Genomic DNA, 16,481 nt, shown 5'->3' with positions numbered 1-16,481 from the left:
TATGAGTAGTTGCCAAAGTAACAATAAAAAAAGTGCTGAGGAAAAAAGTACGCCGGTTAGTGTGCCTGAAGCTAACAAATCAACAGGCGGTGATAAGATTTCGCTAACACCCCTTGAACGTGGTAAACTGATGGATCTGGAAAAGATTGATTTTGAACGGGCCGACTTAGATAAGTTATTTGAAAAACTTGCCTATCTTAAAAGTTATGAGATGGGAGCATACAATATCAAGTATAACGGTGATAAACCATTAGTGATCAAACGATTTGCTTTGTATAACATTTCTGATATGCGCATGATTGATCGATATGCAAAACGAAATGTAGATGTCATTAACAAAGGGCAGATGTATGGCGATACCTCCACTATAGACCGTACCGTTCCTGTGCTGGGGTTAAAAGACGCTGACCTGCGTGCTTTCGGTTATTGGGGAAAAGAGAATATCATTTTCAATAAGGTTTTCACTAGTTCCACAAAAAAGCAAAAGCTGATCAGGCTCCGTCTTCAGAGTGATGAACTCAGTGGTGTTACCGAGAAAACATATCACGAGCTCGTTGAATTGATAAATGCCAAGTATAAAAACACATCGGCCAAAGCAAGCCCTCAGGGAGATGGACGGGCAGATTCTTACGAATGGAGAATGAAGGATAAGGTTGTTCAACTTAGCTTTAATAAAGATGGTGCAATGAGCTATATTACACTTGTTCATGCCTTTATAAATCCGGATACCAAAGGATATTTACCGGAATTTGGAAATTAATATCAATATATAGATTTTTATGAGCACAAGACCTATTTACGAATTATATATCGATGCCAAAGGTGGTTTCTTTGAACTCCTTGTAAATGATATCCCTTTTTATTTCTATTATAATGTAGGCGCAACAGCCTTCCGACTTAACATAAATAGTTTTATTCCGAAAAGTGGTTTGCAGCATCTTTCCTTACGTATGCTATGTGTAGAACCCGGTGAACCTTTTCCGGAGGGCGCATCGGTAGAACTGAAAATTGAACGTTATGAAAAGGGGAACCCCAGGGAACGCACCGCTGTACTAGATTACAGGAATATGCAACTCAGCGATAATAAAACAGGTATTTTCCTACATCAGCAAAGTTTTACAGCAGAAGTTCCATATACGCTTAGCCTGGCTAATTCTGTAAGTCTGGACAATTATAACGAAGAGATCCTTAGGAAGGAAATGGAGGATGCTTACCGCGAATATACTGAAGCGATGCGGACAAATGATTTATCCAAATACAAAGCCCTTACCGCTGAGCGGCAAGAAAATATCTTTACATCACTTTATGTAGACCAAGCATCCAGAAACAAGCAGGAGGCGGGTTATCTTAAGGGTATCAATCATCAGCAGGTTAAACTGTATCCAATGCAACACTATAAACTTGCTTTTTACGACAATAAAAAATTGGTTGGCTTACAAAAGATCAAAGATGCTCCCGGAATATACATAGATAGTACAAATCCGGAGGACGCTTTTATTGAATATATCATTTTCCATAAAAAATCTGCTGCATCACCGTTAACAATCGTGCTGTAGAAAATTATTCTGCTCTTAATGCTTTTGAAGGCGTAGTCTTTAATGCCCTAAATCCCTGGATCGTAACCGTTAGAACTGATAAAAGAACGGTTAATGACAAGGTTATCAGAAACGGAACAAAGGAAATTGACTGTTTATAAGCAAATCCAGCAAGCCACTGATTTGCAAAAATATAGATTAAAGGAGCAACAATTATATTTGATAAGATCACTAATTGGAAGAAATTGTTATTTATTTGGTTGAATATTTGATAGTCACTCGCACCCAATATTTTACGAACAGCTATCTCTTTAAGTTTAGCGCGTGTAATAAATTTTGCGTAGGCATACAGCCCACTTAAAGCAATAAGAATGGTTAGTATTGACAATGCGGTAAAAACAAATTTTAGTTGTTCTTGCTTCTTGAAGAGCTTACCGTAGAGAATATCCATAAATTCATATCTGAAATCTTCGCCGTCAAGTTTATTGATACCAGACCAATTTGCCTTTAATGTAGTCAGCGCTTGAGATGCCTTTCCCTCACTAACTTTTATCAAAATAGCCGTTCTGGCTTCCGCGCATTTATTCGTTAGACTATAAACTGTTGGCTCCGCCACTTTTTCAAACCCTTCTGCTTTCAGATCTTTGATCACGCCAATTATCTGAAAACTTGAATTACAGCTCCTAATAGATTTTCCGATTGGATTTGTGAGGTTATATTTTTTTACCGCCGCTTCGTTCAAAATAACAGCAGCAGATGAGTCAGTTCCAAATTTATCTGAGAAAAATCTTCCACTTACTAATTTTATACTTAATGTTTCAAAGAAGTCAGGATCGACCGCTACCGAAAGCATTTGTTTATCTATTCCATCAATGGAAAATGTCTGTGCGGACGGCTTTGGTCCGGTTGGAACGTAACTTGTTACTGAAACAGATTTTACTCCATGGATTTGAATAATCCGATCTTTAACAGGTTGAAAATCTAGTTGGGTATTAAAAATTGCATTATTTTGAACAAATACAACCTGATTCGCAGAAAAGCCTTTATCTTCTGTCTGCATGTACGACAGTTGTCGGTTTACAAGGAGTAACCCCGTAATAAATGCCGTAGCTATGGAAAATTGAGCAACAAGTAATGATTTCTTTAACCATTGATTATCAGCACTATTACTAAAGTTTCCTTTGAGGACACGCACTGGATTGTAAGATGACAAAACCAAAGCAGGGTAGAGCCCCGCCAACAGCGTGGTAGTTAGTAAGGTTAAGGCAATCAGCCAGAAACTGTCGGAAAAGCTTGTCCAGATGGAGAGGTTGACTTCAAATATCCTGTTAACTACAGGTAACGTAAATTCAGTTATTATTAGTGCTATTGTGGCAGCAGTGAAGCATTGGATAAATATTTCGATCATAAACTGAATTACCAGATTGCCTTTATTGGCTCCCATTACTTTTTTAACACCAATTTCTTTTGCTCTGGTTGCAGACTGGACAATATTGATATTCACAAAATTTATACAGGCCAGGAGCAGGATAAGTACTCCTAAGGACAGAATTACATTAACGACTTTGCGGTTGCTATTGATACCTGATTTAGGTTGAAGATGCAAATTTTGCAGTGCATCTAAATAGACTGACTGGTTAGTTTGGTCGGCGAATTTAAGTAACTCACCATTTTTAGGAAGTCCAGCGGCATAGAGCTTGTTTAATTTTTTTGTGAGATTCTCAATGCTTGCGTGCGGTTTAACCTGGATAAATGTCGTATAGGCGTAATCTGTGGAATCCATGCCCTCAGCGATATCCCTGGTTAATGCTAGACCATCAAACGTAATATTAGCATGTAGGTCTTCCTTAAAAGTTCCATGAACGGTTCCTGTTTGTCCTGCGGCAACACTACCAATGGTCACCATTTCTGGCGACAGATTGTGCTTTTGTGGGAATAATGTTTTCAAACTACTTTCACTTAAGAAAAAACTCCGTCTTGTATTGTCCGCGTCTTTAAAAATGGTATCTGTAGTTTTAAAATTAAGAATTTTAGAAGCCTCGATATCTGCTGATAAGACATTTTTGACATAAATCCGAGCATTCTTGTTCGATATGGCGAACTCAAAGTTTGTATATTTTATTTTTCCGACTTTCTCAATCTCTGGAATCTGTGCTTTCATCTTCCTTGCAAAATCCGAAGAAGTTAACGTAGAGAAATCACCCTGAATTTTTCTGCCAACAAGATAAATATTTTTATAGTTAGGGTTGGAGGCGTCGTAGTCATTTTCGTATTGAACGTACAGTATTATAGTCATAAAGGCAGCTACCGCTACAGCCATACCACCAATATTAATAAATGTATTACTTAGGTTTTTCTGAATATTCCGGAGAGCAATTTTAAAGTTTAATTTAAACATGTAGAATAATTTGCGGTTAAACGTATAAGGTTATGTATACGATGCACACTACCGCTTATTTCCATAAAATACTCAAGTGATCTATAGAACTATTTTTGATTGGATTTTATCCAGTATTATTGTTCTAATTTCCTCAGCATTTACATATACCATAAAATGTCCGCCATTTATAATAGTAACATCTGGTTTAAGATATCTGGAAGGGAGAATGAAATCTGTATTTCCATGAATATGTGTCAAATTTTCTGGTCTCACTTCATTTCTCCAGGTCAGGATCGCCGTGAGTGCCCATTTTATAAATGCAGGATTACTATCGGCAACCAATTGCTTGAGGAGCTTTTTACCGTCAGCAGTTGTTGCACCAAGAAATCTCAGCCCGAAAGTATTACTGTTTTTTATTACACTGAGAGGCAAAGCTTTTTGAAGTCTCAATAGGCCTGAAAGTTTGTAATACCATGGAAGACCACTGTATACCGGCAAACTTGAAATCAAAAACGTATGCAAAGGTTTTAATATTTTGGAAATTTCAGTAGCCAACATTCCGCCAAAAGAAAGCCCGATAAGATAAAATGGTACAGTGCTGTCAATGTTTAACGCCAGTCTTCCGGCATAGTCAGCCAGCGACTCATTCCTGACCTCAGAAATCCAATCCAAATACACAACTTCGAATTCATCTGGAAAAACTAGTTTACGAAAAGCTCTCCGATCCGCACCCAGGCCACTAATCATGTAAATTCTGCTCCTCTTATCTTCCAATTTCCCAGTCATTATGTTATTTAACTAAGATAATGTTATTTGAGTTAAACTGCCATTAAGACTATTTCAATTTATCCAACTTAAAGTAACCTAGTTCAATTATATCTTCTTCAAGTCCTTCAGCCGGTGTTATTTCAATTGCAAATTTAGACTTCAAAGCGGGATCAAGAATTTCTTCTATTTTGTATATGTCGTCTACATCAACACCATACTTTTCATCAATATGAGAATTGGCTCCTTTAATCGAGTTGGTTTTGTAAAACACCGTTTTTTTTGCATCTTGAATGGCCATGGCGCGGTCGTCCTTAACTGATAAGATGATATGATGTTGCTCAATCAATTTCCCGGAAAGGTAACCTCCAAGATTAATAAAGAACAACTGCGGGCCAGAAGTTGCCGAACAATTATTCTTTTCTTTAACTTCCACGCTATAGCCGTCAACAGCCGTTACTTCTCGCCAGCCGTCTACATGAAGCGAGGCACCAGCTTCAGGCCAGAAAGCTTTCATTTGAGGAACAAGATCTTTAAGAGAACTACCAATGCCAAAAAAATAGTCATGCTGTTCCACATTTCTTCTGGCGGCTTTGGAACCCAGTAATACTAGGTATAGCTTATTTTTTGGTGCCGATTGCGCTTGTTGTTCCATTAGATTACGCTTACAAGGAATATGCCAAGGGGCGATTATAATTTTGTATTTCTAAACAATTAACGCAAAATAAACTTATACGGTGGAATATTCTTTTAAACAAATGTCAAATCTAATAATGGGGCACACAACTACAAAAAAACGAATTGCTATTCTTGGTGGTGGCCCTAGCGGGCTTTTCATGTACAAACGACTCGTTGAAGCCAGCCAGCCGGATTTTGATATTTCTATTTTTGAACGTAAGGGCTATCTTGGCTCTGGAATGCCTTACAGCTTGGAAGGCGCTAATGATGAACATATTACCAATGTGTCTGATAATGAAATCCCGGTGATTTTCAATTCAATCCACGATTGGGTTAAGATGGCGCCAGAGGAAATTCTAAATAGATTTCACATCAATTCAAATAACTTTAACGAATACAAAGTTCTGCCACGTTTATTTTTCGGGGAATATCTCAGTGCGCAATTTGAATTATTAAGGCATAGGGCAGCACAGCGTGCTATTGCTACAGTAGTTTATCTGAATACATCCGTAACGGACATAGTTGACGATCCGGAAAAAAATAGGGTGAAAGTGACAACAGATACTGCTAAAGTATTCGACTTTGACTGCGTTATTGTGTGCACAGGGCATAACTGGCCGAAAAAGTTTGAGGGTAAAATCCCTGGTTATTTTGATTCCCCATATCCGCCTAAAAAATTAAAATTACACTTGAACAACGCTGTAGGGATTAAGGGATCGTCTCTTACAGCAATTGATGCTATCCGGACACTCGCCCGTGAGAACGGTACGTTTCGAGAGCATAACGGGAGGTATTTCTATGATTTGGCTCCTGAAAGTGCTGGTTTCAGTATTGTTATGCATTCCCGTAATGGCTTGCTACCAGCCGTCCGTTTTCACCTGGAAGACTCACATCTCGGAAAAGATGCAACGCTAAGCAAGGAGGAAATAAAAAAACACATTAGCGGGAATGGGGGATTTATAGCGCTCGACTTCATATTTGAAAAGAATTTTAAAGCAATGTTTCCTGAAAAAGACCCGGATTTTTACGAGCGCATTAAAGATATGTCTCTGGAAGCCTTTGTAAATTCAATGATGAACTCAAGGGAAAAAATGGATCCCTTTGAACTTTTTAAATTAGAATACGCCGAAGCCGAGAAATCTATTCAGCGTAAAGAATCGATATATTGGAAAGAAGTATTGGCCGTGTTAAGTTTCGCTATGAACTACCCGGCCAAGTATCTGTCAGCTGAAGATATGCAAAGACTACAAAACGTACTGATGCCGCTTATTTCTGTAGTCATTGCTTTTGTTCCGCAAAGTTCATGTCGTGATCTAATGGCCCTGCATGACGCTGGTTTACTAAATATGGTCACAGTTGACGATGATAGTACCGTAGAACCCAATCCTGAAGGCGGCGCAATTTACAGCTATATCGATAATGCAGGTGTAGCGCAAAAAGTATCTTTTGATCTATTTGTAGACTGCGTAGGTCAGCCACATTTATCCTATGCTGACTTCCCTTTCAAAAGCCTGATCGAATCACATACGGTGAGTCCGGCATTGTTACAATATAAATCTGCCTCCGTCGGGCAGTCCGACATGAAATCGGGTAACAAACTGGTAGAAAAAGGTCATAATAACTATTATTTGAAGGTACCCGGGATTACGATCAATGACAATTTTCAGGTTATAAATGCCACTGGCGAACATAGTGAACGAATCTACATGATGGCTGTGCCCTACATAGGAGGCTACAATCCAGATTATTCTGGCATTGACTTTTGTGAAGCCGCTTCAGAAACAGTGGCTAAAGCTATAATGCAGCCAAAGGAAAGTTAGTAGCAAAGATGAAATAATACGCCTGCTTGCAACCAGCCTGAGATGACGCATTTAATTGAAACGCCCAATCAGGCGTTTCAAGATTATTTTTATAGTGAATTTAATGTAGCCTCAACAGTTTTAGCCAAAGCGTCGAGCAATACAGTTTTATAAATTGTAAAGGTATTCTGACGCGTAACCTCATCTTCACTCTCGCGAACAGCTTTTTTACTAGCCTTAATTGCCTGCAATTCATTTTCATATAAAGACCCAAAAGTTTCTGGTTCTTTATTCTTTAATATTCGCACGGTATGCGAATATTTTTCTTGTGTATCGACAAGGATATCAAAATTCTTCTCGTTGTATACATCGATAGCGGCAATTTTAATTGATAACTGCTCTATCTTTCCTCTTTCTTTTGCGTAACCCATATTCAAGACAAATATACGTTTTTCAACAAGAATCAGCTAATCAAGGTAAACAAGCTATGGATACAAACAACCACCTCTTTAATAATTCCAAACGATTTAAACAGATAGCTTAATCGATTGTTATGATCAATGCACGTTAAGTTTAAATTTTAATACAATGACCAAAAACAAGACCACGGGAAATCAAAAGGAAAAATCTGTCGCCAATTCAACCAAAACAGGTCAAAGAGACACAAATGCGCCAGAAAACGACACGTTCATTTCTGAGAAAGATGAAGTGAAATATGCGGAAGATAAGCTGCGAGAGCAGGTGAAAAAGAAAATGTGATCTTAAAAAACGATTTAAGACAATCTAGGGGCTAATTCTAAACCGTTAGCGCTATAATTTCATCGACGGACTGTATCTCTCGAAGTAACAATCGAATCAGACTTGGTGCTGTCACCCTGCAAATAGACTTTTCGTCCGCCGGATTCTTCTGTTTTGCCTGAATCGATTTTGGATGTTTTGTTAATGGTATCATTATTATTTGAATTACTACATCCAACGCTGAACAATACCATCATTGCTAAAAATAAGTATATATACTTCATAAGATCTATTCTAACGCTATTTTTCTGATAAATAACAATCAGACGCTCATCCAGTTTTACCGAAATGAATCTATCTTGAAATGATTTTACCTATACTTTTCTATCCTAATTAAGTTACCACGCTCGTCAAAATAACTCCAGGTTCCGATAGAGTCAATTTCAGCCTGATAAAGCTGATAATTATTGAATCTTTTAATGGATTTAACATTTCCATTTGGATAATATGTCTTCTTTAAAATATAGGCTTTCGTAGGCTTGTCATTATGATAATAAACAGTTTCTATCAGTTTACCATTCTTATCGTAAATGTACCATGTTCCTAAACTCATACCCGTAGAAATCCCGTATCCTGAATAATTTCCCTGATACCCTTTTTGTTTAATCTTCCCGTTTGGGTGATAACTGATAAAAAGTCTCTTATCAGTGATTGACTTGTCTTGATTTGGCTTCAGCTGAAATGCGCTAATTTGAGCGGAAAAGAACATCAAGCATCCCGTTAGAAGGCCTATTATGCTAAGTGATTTCCAAAGGTTCATTATCCGAGTTCGCACTATCTCATTAAATATTTGCATTTAATCTTTTGAGCAAAGAGTACGCCAGGTTGAAATTCTAACCACGTTAGTATTTGGAAAGATAAAATTGCTACATATTCATATTCCAAGTTAGTAATTTGTATATTTATCCGTCGATATAGTTATACTTCTCGCACGGTATATATCGAACATGAAAATCCCTCCTTATTGCTGTTAAGAACCAAAGGTCATTTGACCTTTGAATTACCCCTACATGTAATTTTAGTTTGCAGAGGTGATATTGGTACAACTTAAATAGTTCTCTCAATGAAAAATCAAATATTTACTGTGCTTTGCATCTCGACCATGCTCTATACAATTGGCTGCAAAAATGGCGACAAGGAGTTAAAAATCAAAAAAATCAATATTGAAACCCTGGACTTCAAAAACATTGACGTAAACCGCTTATACGAAAACATAGGTTACAAGCGTTCGGATCTGGTTCCTCACGACAGCCTAGGTTATTATATGATAGAACGGGGTGTTTATTACAAAGTACCGTTCGACTTTTTTGATGCACAAAAGGATAAAAAAAGTAATGATGACAATCCATTTAAAGGATACACTTCATATGAGGTCTTAGACTGGCTCGATAGCGATTTATCTGATCAGGAGGCAAAGGAAAGAGAGAAACTAGGTCTCGATCGTCTTCACCCAATCCGGCAGATTGGATACTTTCATGATCTGAACTTTGAATATATCAACTTTATCGCTGACCCTAGTGGGAAGGTGAAGGCCGCAATACTCAGAACACGGCAGAATAAAACGGATAAGAATTATTTCATTCAGGTGATGCATAACTTGGAAAACAAACTTGGAAAACCTTTCAAAACAATACGCGAGGCCCATACGTCCGATCGGGTTACCTGGCCCATGGAAACCAACATCTGGTTCATCGGCAATCGCATGTACCAGTTCTCTACATTAATTAATGCCAACCAAAGGGAAGGTATTCAGTTATTGGTGATGGACAAAGCGCTGGTCAAAAAATTTGACAGCAACAAGAACCCGAAGTTCACGGTATACTTAAATTATGATAGTCTTCACGTAAATTCCGAAATCGCCAACAACGACGAAGCCATCAAATCGTTGGCCAAACGGTAGTTTCACTATCAATAAGATTGACCTTTTTACCCATTTTCTTTTGGATGACCTCGAAATGATGCAGCTCTTCCTGACTAACCAATGAGATTGCATCTCCGGTGGAACCTGCACGTCCCGTTCTCCCAATACGATGCACATAGTCTTTAGGAGCGCGTGGTAATTCATAATTTATCACAAATGGCAAATCATTGATATCAATACCGCGGGCCATCAGATCTGTCGCAACCAGGATCCTAAGTTTCCCTATTTTAAAAAGATGCAGGGTATCTTTCCTGAAGCCCTGACTCTTTTTACTGTGGATGGACTTCGCATCAAAGTTGTTTTTGATAAGCTTATTTACAATTGCATCGGCCTGATGGACTGAAGATGCAAAAATAAGCACTTGTTTCATATTATGATGGTTGATCAATTTTCTTAAAAAAGGGCCTTTTTTACTATCAGATACGATGTAAGCAACCTGATTAATTAACTCGAAAGTCGTCTCTTCTTCGTCAATCTGGAATACTACCGGCTGTTGCAGTAAAATCTGGTGGATCTGTTCGACATCCTTATTAAGTGTTGCCGAAAACAAAAGATTTTGTCGTTTAGCCGGCAATAAACTAAGGATTTTGCTAACCTCGTCTTTGAAACCCAAATTTAACATTTTGTCCGCTTCATCAAGAACCAATGTTTCGATATTAGATAAATGTACCGCATTGGCAGCTACGAGTTCTAATAGGCGCCCGGGAGTTGCCACTAGTACATTAATTCCCTGCATGGCCATCATTTGTGGATTGATAGACACCCCACCATAAACTGCTAAAGTCTTAATCGTTTCAGCAAGTGGATTGCTAAACGTTTGGAATACAGTTTTCACCTGTTCAGCAAGCTCCCGCGTAGGAACCAAAACCAATACATTCGCGTATCTGTTTTTCTCACCCGCATTTCTTTGTAACCGGGTTAGCAGTGGCAATACATAAGCGGCCGTTTTTCCAGACCCAGTTTGCGCAATACCCAATATGTCCCTGTTTGCTAAAATGGCTGGAATAGCCGTTTCCTGAATAGGAGTAGGCTTAATGAACTGTTGATCTTTCAACGGCTTTAATAAGGAAATTGAAAGACCAAGGGATTTAAACGGCATATACATTCAGGATTTGCTGTAAAAATAAACAAAAAGCATCTGTAAACTACTTTGAATTTATAGTTCGCTGTTCATCAACCAATTGGCAGTATCTTTTATGCCATCCTCATCTGAAGTAGGACTAAAGTTAAAGGCTATTTCAAATTTATCTGAATTAAACCTGAATAAACTATGTAGGCTTATAATCCTCCAATTTCTTCACTAACCAAGGCAAACTTAATCCCTGCCCAATAAGTGTGAATAACACAACAACAACAGAAATGAAAATAATCGCATTTCGCTCGGGAAATGGGCTGCCATCTGCGAGTTTTAAAGGAAGTCCTATAGCAATGGCCAGTGATACAATCCCACGCATTCCAGACCAGCTGATAATTAAACTGTTCTTAAAATCAAGCAATGCACCTTCAACTACGCGATGTTTTCCCTTGGCAAATGCCCTTTGTAAATTTTTTTTCTGAAGAAATACCCGAGACATTCGCAAAACCAGTGCTATGACAGTGATAATGAAACCATAGCCCACGTATGGCCATATCTGATCACTAGCAATATTTCGAACTACATAAGGAAATTGAATACCAATAAGAATGAAAATCAAGCCATTGAGCAGAAAAATAATAACATCCCAAAATGATTTCGATTGTTGTTTAAGGCTATTTGGAAAAATAGTCCTGCTAAACCTGGAAATCCCAAGCCCGAGAATGACAACAGCAATCACTCCAGATACATGCAGGTGTTCGGCAATTAAATAGGTAACAAATGGCATAAGCAACATAAAGCTGATCGTAACCATTGCGTTATTGTGTATCCTGGCAATAATATAGCCTAGGATTTTGGCCATCACCATGCCTACAAGAGCACCTCCGATCATTAATATGCCGAAATCCAAAGCTGCACGCCAGAAAACGAAAGCAGCACCGGTAACAGCGGCAACGGCAAAACGATAAGCTACTAATGCCGAAGCATCATTAACCAAACTTTCTCCCTCCAATATAGTATTTGTTTTATGGGATAGCCCAAGTCCTTTGGTAATGCTCATGGCCGCTACGGCATCAGTAGCTGATAAAATAGCCCCTAAAACAAATGACAAAGGCCAGGTCATGCCCGGGATCATGTAATGCGAAACAACGGCTATGCCAGACGCTGTTAGAAATACTAAAGTAATAGACAAGGTACCTATCGTATTTATATTAATTTTGAATTCCTTAAATGAAATATTAAAAGCTGCATCATACAACAGCGGCGGTAAGAATATGAGGAATACGATTTCGGGATTGAGTGTAACAGCGGGCAGATCAGGGATAAACCCAACAGCCATCCCGGCAATGATCAGTAAAACAGGGTAGGGTAGCTTTATTTTATCCGCGATTGCTGATAGCCCAATCATTACTGCAAGTATAAAAATAACAACACTGTAGTTTTCCATTAGTATAACTAATTTACGTAGCAGGCAATATCGTATTTTTCCGAATGCAAACCAAAGGCAAATGTCCAATAAAGAGCCCCAGATTATCCAGAAGCCCTTTATTAAATCCAGATTCTACATCTTTATTCTTGCCTTTTCAATCTCAGCTGCGCCTGCAGTTCGCTTTCTGGAATTAGCTGATCCACCGAAATTGTAATTGAAACCTAACGTAAATGAACGCTGATAGAACCTGTTTCTAAAAGTGGAATTTGCATTTGGCAAAAAGTTTGTCAACCCATCCGCAGTGTATGTGTTTAATATATCACGAACATTAAGTTTGATTGCGCCCTTGTTATTTAGTATCTTCTTTTGTACTCCGGCATTGAGTTGTCCGGTAGCAAAATTAATGAACTGTCCACCGGCACGCTTAGTGATATACCACCCACTCAATTCCGCACTCCAGCCATTCAAAAATGTAAACTGATTTGTCATGTTTATTTCTCCAAAGGTGGAAGATTGATCCAGATAATTACCAAACAAATCACCGCGAAAACGATTTTTAAAAACTTGTGCATACGTGCTCAAAAACCACCATTTTCTGATTTCCACGTTCACATTCAAAGAAGCACCAATGTAATTTGCTTTACCAATATTTCCTGTCCCATCTATGAAGATATTTCCCTGCTGCCTGATTACTTCATTTTGTAAATCATTGATGTAGTAATAATAAATTGACCCGCTAAATATACTTTTATAATTATAGGTTAGTTTATAGTTGTTGGAAAACTGGGGCTGTAGATAGGGATTCCCAGAAGAATAAGTAAAAGGATCCGAAATAGTAATGAATGGATTTAAGTCCTGGTAGAAAGGTCTTCCGATTCGCTTCCCGTAAGACAAGACCAATGTCGTAGTACCCGTACTGTCCAACTTATAAGATAGATAGGCAGTAGGGAATAAATTTGTATAATGCCGGGTAAAGCTTGAGTCTGCCTGTTTACTATTTCCCAACTGATGGCCCTTCGCATTTGTATTCTCCAACCGCATTCCGGTTTGAAATACCAGTCTCCGGTAACTTTTACTGAAATTGACATAAGCAGCATTGATATTCTCCTGATACAGGAATCTATTACTCAAATTATAATCTGGAATACCTGTCCCATCTATCACATTATAATAGTTAGCAGCATTGTCCGTATTCACATAGCTACTCTTAAGTCCGGCGTCAATTTTCGCATTTTTCTTAAAAGGATGAGTGTAGTCAGTTTTAAAGGATAGAATATCAATATCAGTTGGCAAATCACTGATGATTTTACTGCTATTTGTAAGGGCCTGATCGCTGGCATAGGTTCTGTTCAGAAAACTCTGTTCATTTTTAGAACCGTAGTTAATATAATCTATATCAAAAGTCAATCCGCTCCCAAGGCTGTCAAACTGGTGACTATAATTAACATTTATTCCTTTATTATTAAAACTGCCTTTGCTGGTGTTATCTGCAGTGACAATATTTATCAACTGATTGTCCCCATTGAAAAGGTTGTTTATAGAAGGATTTTTTGTTTTTCCAGGGCTAAATAAGCCGGTCAAAACAAATCCCCATGTTGTAGTTGGCGACAAATAATAATCCAGACCAATTTTTCCATTAAAGGCATTGCTATACGGCTGAATATACTGGGTCTGTTCAAATGCCGATTTTAACGAGCCATCTGCATTGAAATAATTGCGACCCAAATCCAGCTTTCTAAAGGTGTGATTAAGGCTGTAAGAAAGATTACTAAATAAATTCACCTTATTCTTCCTGTAGTTTAAATTGACGCTCTCATTTGTTTGTCCGTAATGAGCCTGAGTAAAACTTCCAGATAGGGCACCGTTAAAACCTTGAATTTTTGATTTCTTAGTTTTGATGTTGATGACTCCTGAGTTTCCTCCAGCATCATATTTTGCAGGAGGGTTGTCCATCAATTCAATCTGATCCAGAGCGGAAGAGGGTAGTGACTTGAGATATCCAGCAAGATTAGTACCCGACAAATACGTCTGTTTTCCATCAATTAACACTAACACACCAGCCTTTCCCTTAAAGCTAATATTGCCACTTGCATCTAAGACCACGCCGGGTGATTTTTCCAGTACTTCCAGTGCATTAGCACCGTCATTTGAAATCAAGGATCCTACATTGATAACAGTTCTGTCAATCTTCTGCTCGATATAGGCACGTTTACCAACAATGATCACGTCGTTCAATTTATTGATATGGGCCCCCAAAACTATATCTTCCAGTTCTATGCTGCTTTTTTCTGCAAGCATAACACTTATTGATAAACTGTCCATTCCAGGTGCCGAAATAATAATCAGCCAATTCCCTTTTCGTGTGGGTTGAAGTAAAAATGAGCCTCCTATATCACTGGTGGCACGTTCTATGATCCGATTATCAAATATCAGTTTAATACCAGCCATGCTAATTGGGTTATGATTACCGTCAACTATTCTTCCTCTAATTTGATAATTTGATTGTATTAGTTTTTCAATCAAAATACTGTTATCAAGTTGCCTAAATGTTAGAAGTGTTCCTTTAAGCAGTTCCTGTAATGTTTCCTCAATGGTCCGGCTTTTTGCTGTTAGCGTTAGATTGTTGATCCCTTTAATGTCGGAACTTCGGTAGAAGAACCTAAATGATGTTTGTTGTTCTATCAGCCTGAACGCACGTGGAAGGCTTTCGTTTTTAAGTCCAACTACAACTTTTTGTATAACCATGGATTGAGCGTTGCTTGGTGTTGCCCAAATCACCTGCAAAAAGCAAAGCAGAAATATAGAGAAGAGGACGCTAACACGCATGAGTTGTTTGATTAATTGGTAGTTTATTGAGAACCTTTGGCAGTTGTATTTACATATGTTGCCCGGTCCCTGCATTGATGCAGAAAAATTCATACTTTTAAAAGATTTTAGATTGTGAAAGATTTAAAACAACCAGACTTAGGTCTGGTACAACTGCAGGCCGGGTGCAACCGGTCTGCAGTTTTTGATTACGGCTCTGCCTGGCAAATCCGCATCTCTGCTATAACTTACATATATTGGATCTATTTATTATTTAATTACATCCTGGACCATCTATCAAAATCTTGCCATCAGCAGTATGGCTGTAAGTAGCCTGATTAAACGAGCAGATTACTTTTAAAATATGCTCAAGGTTCTTTCCAGCCAAGGCTGTTCCAGAAAACCGGCAACTTTTAACTGCTGAGTTAGCAAATTCAATATCTACTTTGAAACGTTCGGAAAGCACATTTGCCGCAGATTCAAATGTGACATTGTCAAAATAGAGATCAGCTGGCCATGATACATATGCTCCGGCGTCTACCTGCTTTTTGTGATTTGTTTTTTCGTTGACATCATAAGAAATTTGCTGGTTAGGGGTTATAAATCCCAAAATCTGATGATCGTCAGACACAGCGACTTTGCCTCGGGTTACGGTTACCGTTATCTGTCCGGAATTCCGATAGGCATTGATATTGAATGCCGTACCCAATACGGTGGTTTTTAATACGCCTGTATGTACAATAAATGGCTTATCCGTATCATGTTTGATATCGAAATACGCCTCTCCACTGAGATAAACTTCTCTGGTCCGGGCATTAAAGTCTTTTGGATACTGTAAATCTGATAACGCATTTATCCATACTGTACTTCCATCGGGAAGTACAACCTTCCGCTTTTGGTTCTGAGCCACATGAACAACGGTTGAATTGTCGGGACGAGCCGGGTTTCGATCTGATAGCCAATAAAGAGCTATCATCGATATCAAAATTACTGAAGCGGCTGTCGCCATAATTTTTCTCCAGGCTGTCCTTCTACTTGGCATTTTAATCACTTTTGGATCTCGAACTAAAGAATCCTGAACATCTGTGAGGAGGTTACTCAGCCATGATTCCCGCTCAACAGCTGTTAGATTACTCCATTCCGTGCGCTCAGGTTCCTGTATTGCTAGCCAAAGTTCTACCTGCTCATTTTCAAAAATACTGGTTTCTCCTTTTAAATAGCGGTCCAATAAACGATCTATTCCCTGCTTGTCCATAACTGGTGATTTTGTAGTTGTCGGCCGGACACTGATATAGT

General features: G+C 38.4%; 14 protein-coding genes. 5 read left to right on the top strand and 9 right to left on the bottom strand.

The annotated features are described in order from the left end of the window. Position 1: 1 nt before the first annotated feature. Positions 2–760, top strand: coding sequence for a hypothetical protein (locus CLV32_RS16210; RefSeq protein ID WP_133557428.1), 759 nt, complete (start codon positions 2–4; stop codon positions 758–760). Between the two features lie 19 nt (positions 761–779). Then, entirely contained in the window at positions 780–1,556 is a 777-nt protein-coding gene (locus tag CLV32_RS16205) for a hypothetical protein (protein ID WP_133557426.1), read from the top strand. Between the two features lie 4 nt (positions 1,557–1,560). Here CLV32_RS16205 and CLV32_RS16200 read toward each other — a convergent pair whose 3' ends face one another. The 3 genes from CLV32_RS16200 to CLV32_RS16190 form a co-directional block, all read right to left on the bottom strand. Beyond that, positions 1,561–3,933: an ABC transporter permease gene (locus CLV32_RS16200; RefSeq protein ID WP_133557424.1), complete on the bottom strand. Its 2,373-nt coding sequence runs from the start codon at positions 3,931–3,933 to the stop codon at positions 1,561–1,563. A gap of 81 nt (positions 3,934–4,014) precedes the next feature. After that, the gene (locus CLV32_RS16195; RefSeq protein ID WP_133557422.1) at positions 4,015–4,701 is read right to left on the bottom strand and encodes an alpha/beta hydrolase; all 687 of its coding nucleotides are present in this window, start codon (positions 4,699–4,701) and stop codon (positions 4,015–4,017) included. Between the two features lie 49 nt (positions 4,702–4,750). Further along, positions 4,751–5,335: a DUF1543 domain-containing protein gene (locus CLV32_RS16190; RefSeq protein ID WP_133557420.1), complete on the bottom strand. Its 585-nt coding sequence runs from the start codon at positions 5,333–5,335 to the stop codon at positions 4,751–4,753. Between the two features lie 103 nt (positions 5,336–5,438). Here CLV32_RS16190 and CLV32_RS16185 point away from each other — a divergent pair, with 103 nt between their 5' ends. Next, complete coding sequence (locus CLV32_RS16185; protein ID WP_243732336.1) at positions 5,439–7,178, top strand: FAD/NAD(P)-binding protein; 1,740 nt, start codon at positions 5,439–5,441, stop codon at positions 7,176–7,178. A gap of 89 nt (positions 7,179–7,267) precedes the next feature. Here the strand turns inward: CLV32_RS16185 and CLV32_RS16180 are convergent, their stop codons facing one another. Next, positions 7,268–7,588, bottom strand: coding sequence for a hypothetical protein (locus CLV32_RS16180; protein WP_133557418.1), 321 nt, complete (start codon positions 7,586–7,588; stop codon positions 7,268–7,270). Positions 7,589–7,745: 157 nt separating this feature from the next. Between CLV32_RS16180 and CLV32_RS23125 the strand changes: the two genes are divergently transcribed. Then, the gene (locus CLV32_RS23125) at positions 7,746–7,916 is read left to right on the top strand and encodes a hypothetical protein (RefSeq protein WP_166641959.1); all 171 of its coding nucleotides are present in this window, start codon (positions 7,746–7,748) and stop codon (positions 7,914–7,916) included. Between the two features lie 349 nt (positions 7,917–8,265). On the opposite strand, the gene CLV32_RS16175 is transcribed toward CLV32_RS23125, so the two are convergent. Next, positions 8,266–8,664: a toxin-antitoxin system YwqK family antitoxin gene (locus CLV32_RS16175; protein WP_166641958.1), complete on the bottom strand. Its 399-nt coding sequence runs from the start codon at positions 8,662–8,664 to the stop codon at positions 8,266–8,268. Between the two features lie 354 nt (positions 8,665–9,018). On the opposite strand from CLV32_RS16175, the gene CLV32_RS16170 reads away from it, so the two are divergent. Beyond that, complete coding sequence (locus tag CLV32_RS16170) at positions 9,019–9,855, top strand: hypothetical protein (RefSeq protein WP_133557414.1); 837 nt, start codon at positions 9,019–9,021, stop codon at positions 9,853–9,855. Here the strand turns inward: CLV32_RS16170 and CLV32_RS16165 are convergent. From CLV32_RS16165 to CLV32_RS16150, 4 genes are all read right to left on the bottom strand, one after another. After that, positions 9,833–10,975: a DEAD/DEAH box helicase gene (locus CLV32_RS16165; protein WP_133557412.1), complete on the bottom strand. Its 1,143-nt coding sequence runs from the start codon at positions 10,973–10,975 to the stop codon at positions 9,833–9,835. The genes CLV32_RS16170 and CLV32_RS16165 overlap by 23 nt on opposite strands. A 169-nt stretch (positions 10,976–11,144) precedes the next feature. After that, positions 11,145–12,398 carry a Na+/H+ antiporter gene (locus tag CLV32_RS16160; protein WP_133557410.1) on the bottom strand — a complete coding sequence of 418 codons (1,254 nt, stop codon included), beginning with the start codon at positions 12,396–12,398 and terminating at the stop codon, positions 11,145–11,147. A 114-nt stretch (positions 12,399–12,512) separates the two neighbouring features. Further along, positions 12,513–15,206 (bottom strand): TonB-dependent receptor domain-containing protein, encoded by a 2,694-nt coding sequence (locus CLV32_RS16155; RefSeq protein WP_166641957.1) that lies wholly within the window; start codon positions 15,204–15,206, stop codon positions 12,513–12,515. A 253-nt stretch (positions 15,207–15,459) separates the two neighbouring features. After that, entirely contained in the window at positions 15,460–16,440 is a 981-nt protein-coding gene (locus CLV32_RS16150) for a FecR family protein (protein ID WP_133557406.1), read from the bottom strand. Positions 16,441–16,481: the final 41 nt, after the last annotated feature.

It is taken from the genome of Pedobacter duraquae, assembly GCF_004362245.1.
Classification (GTDB): domain Bacteria; phylum Bacteroidota; class Bacteroidia; order Sphingobacteriales; family Sphingobacteriaceae; genus Pedobacter; species Pedobacter duraquae.
This window is presented reverse-complemented; position numbering and strand designations above follow the sequence as displayed.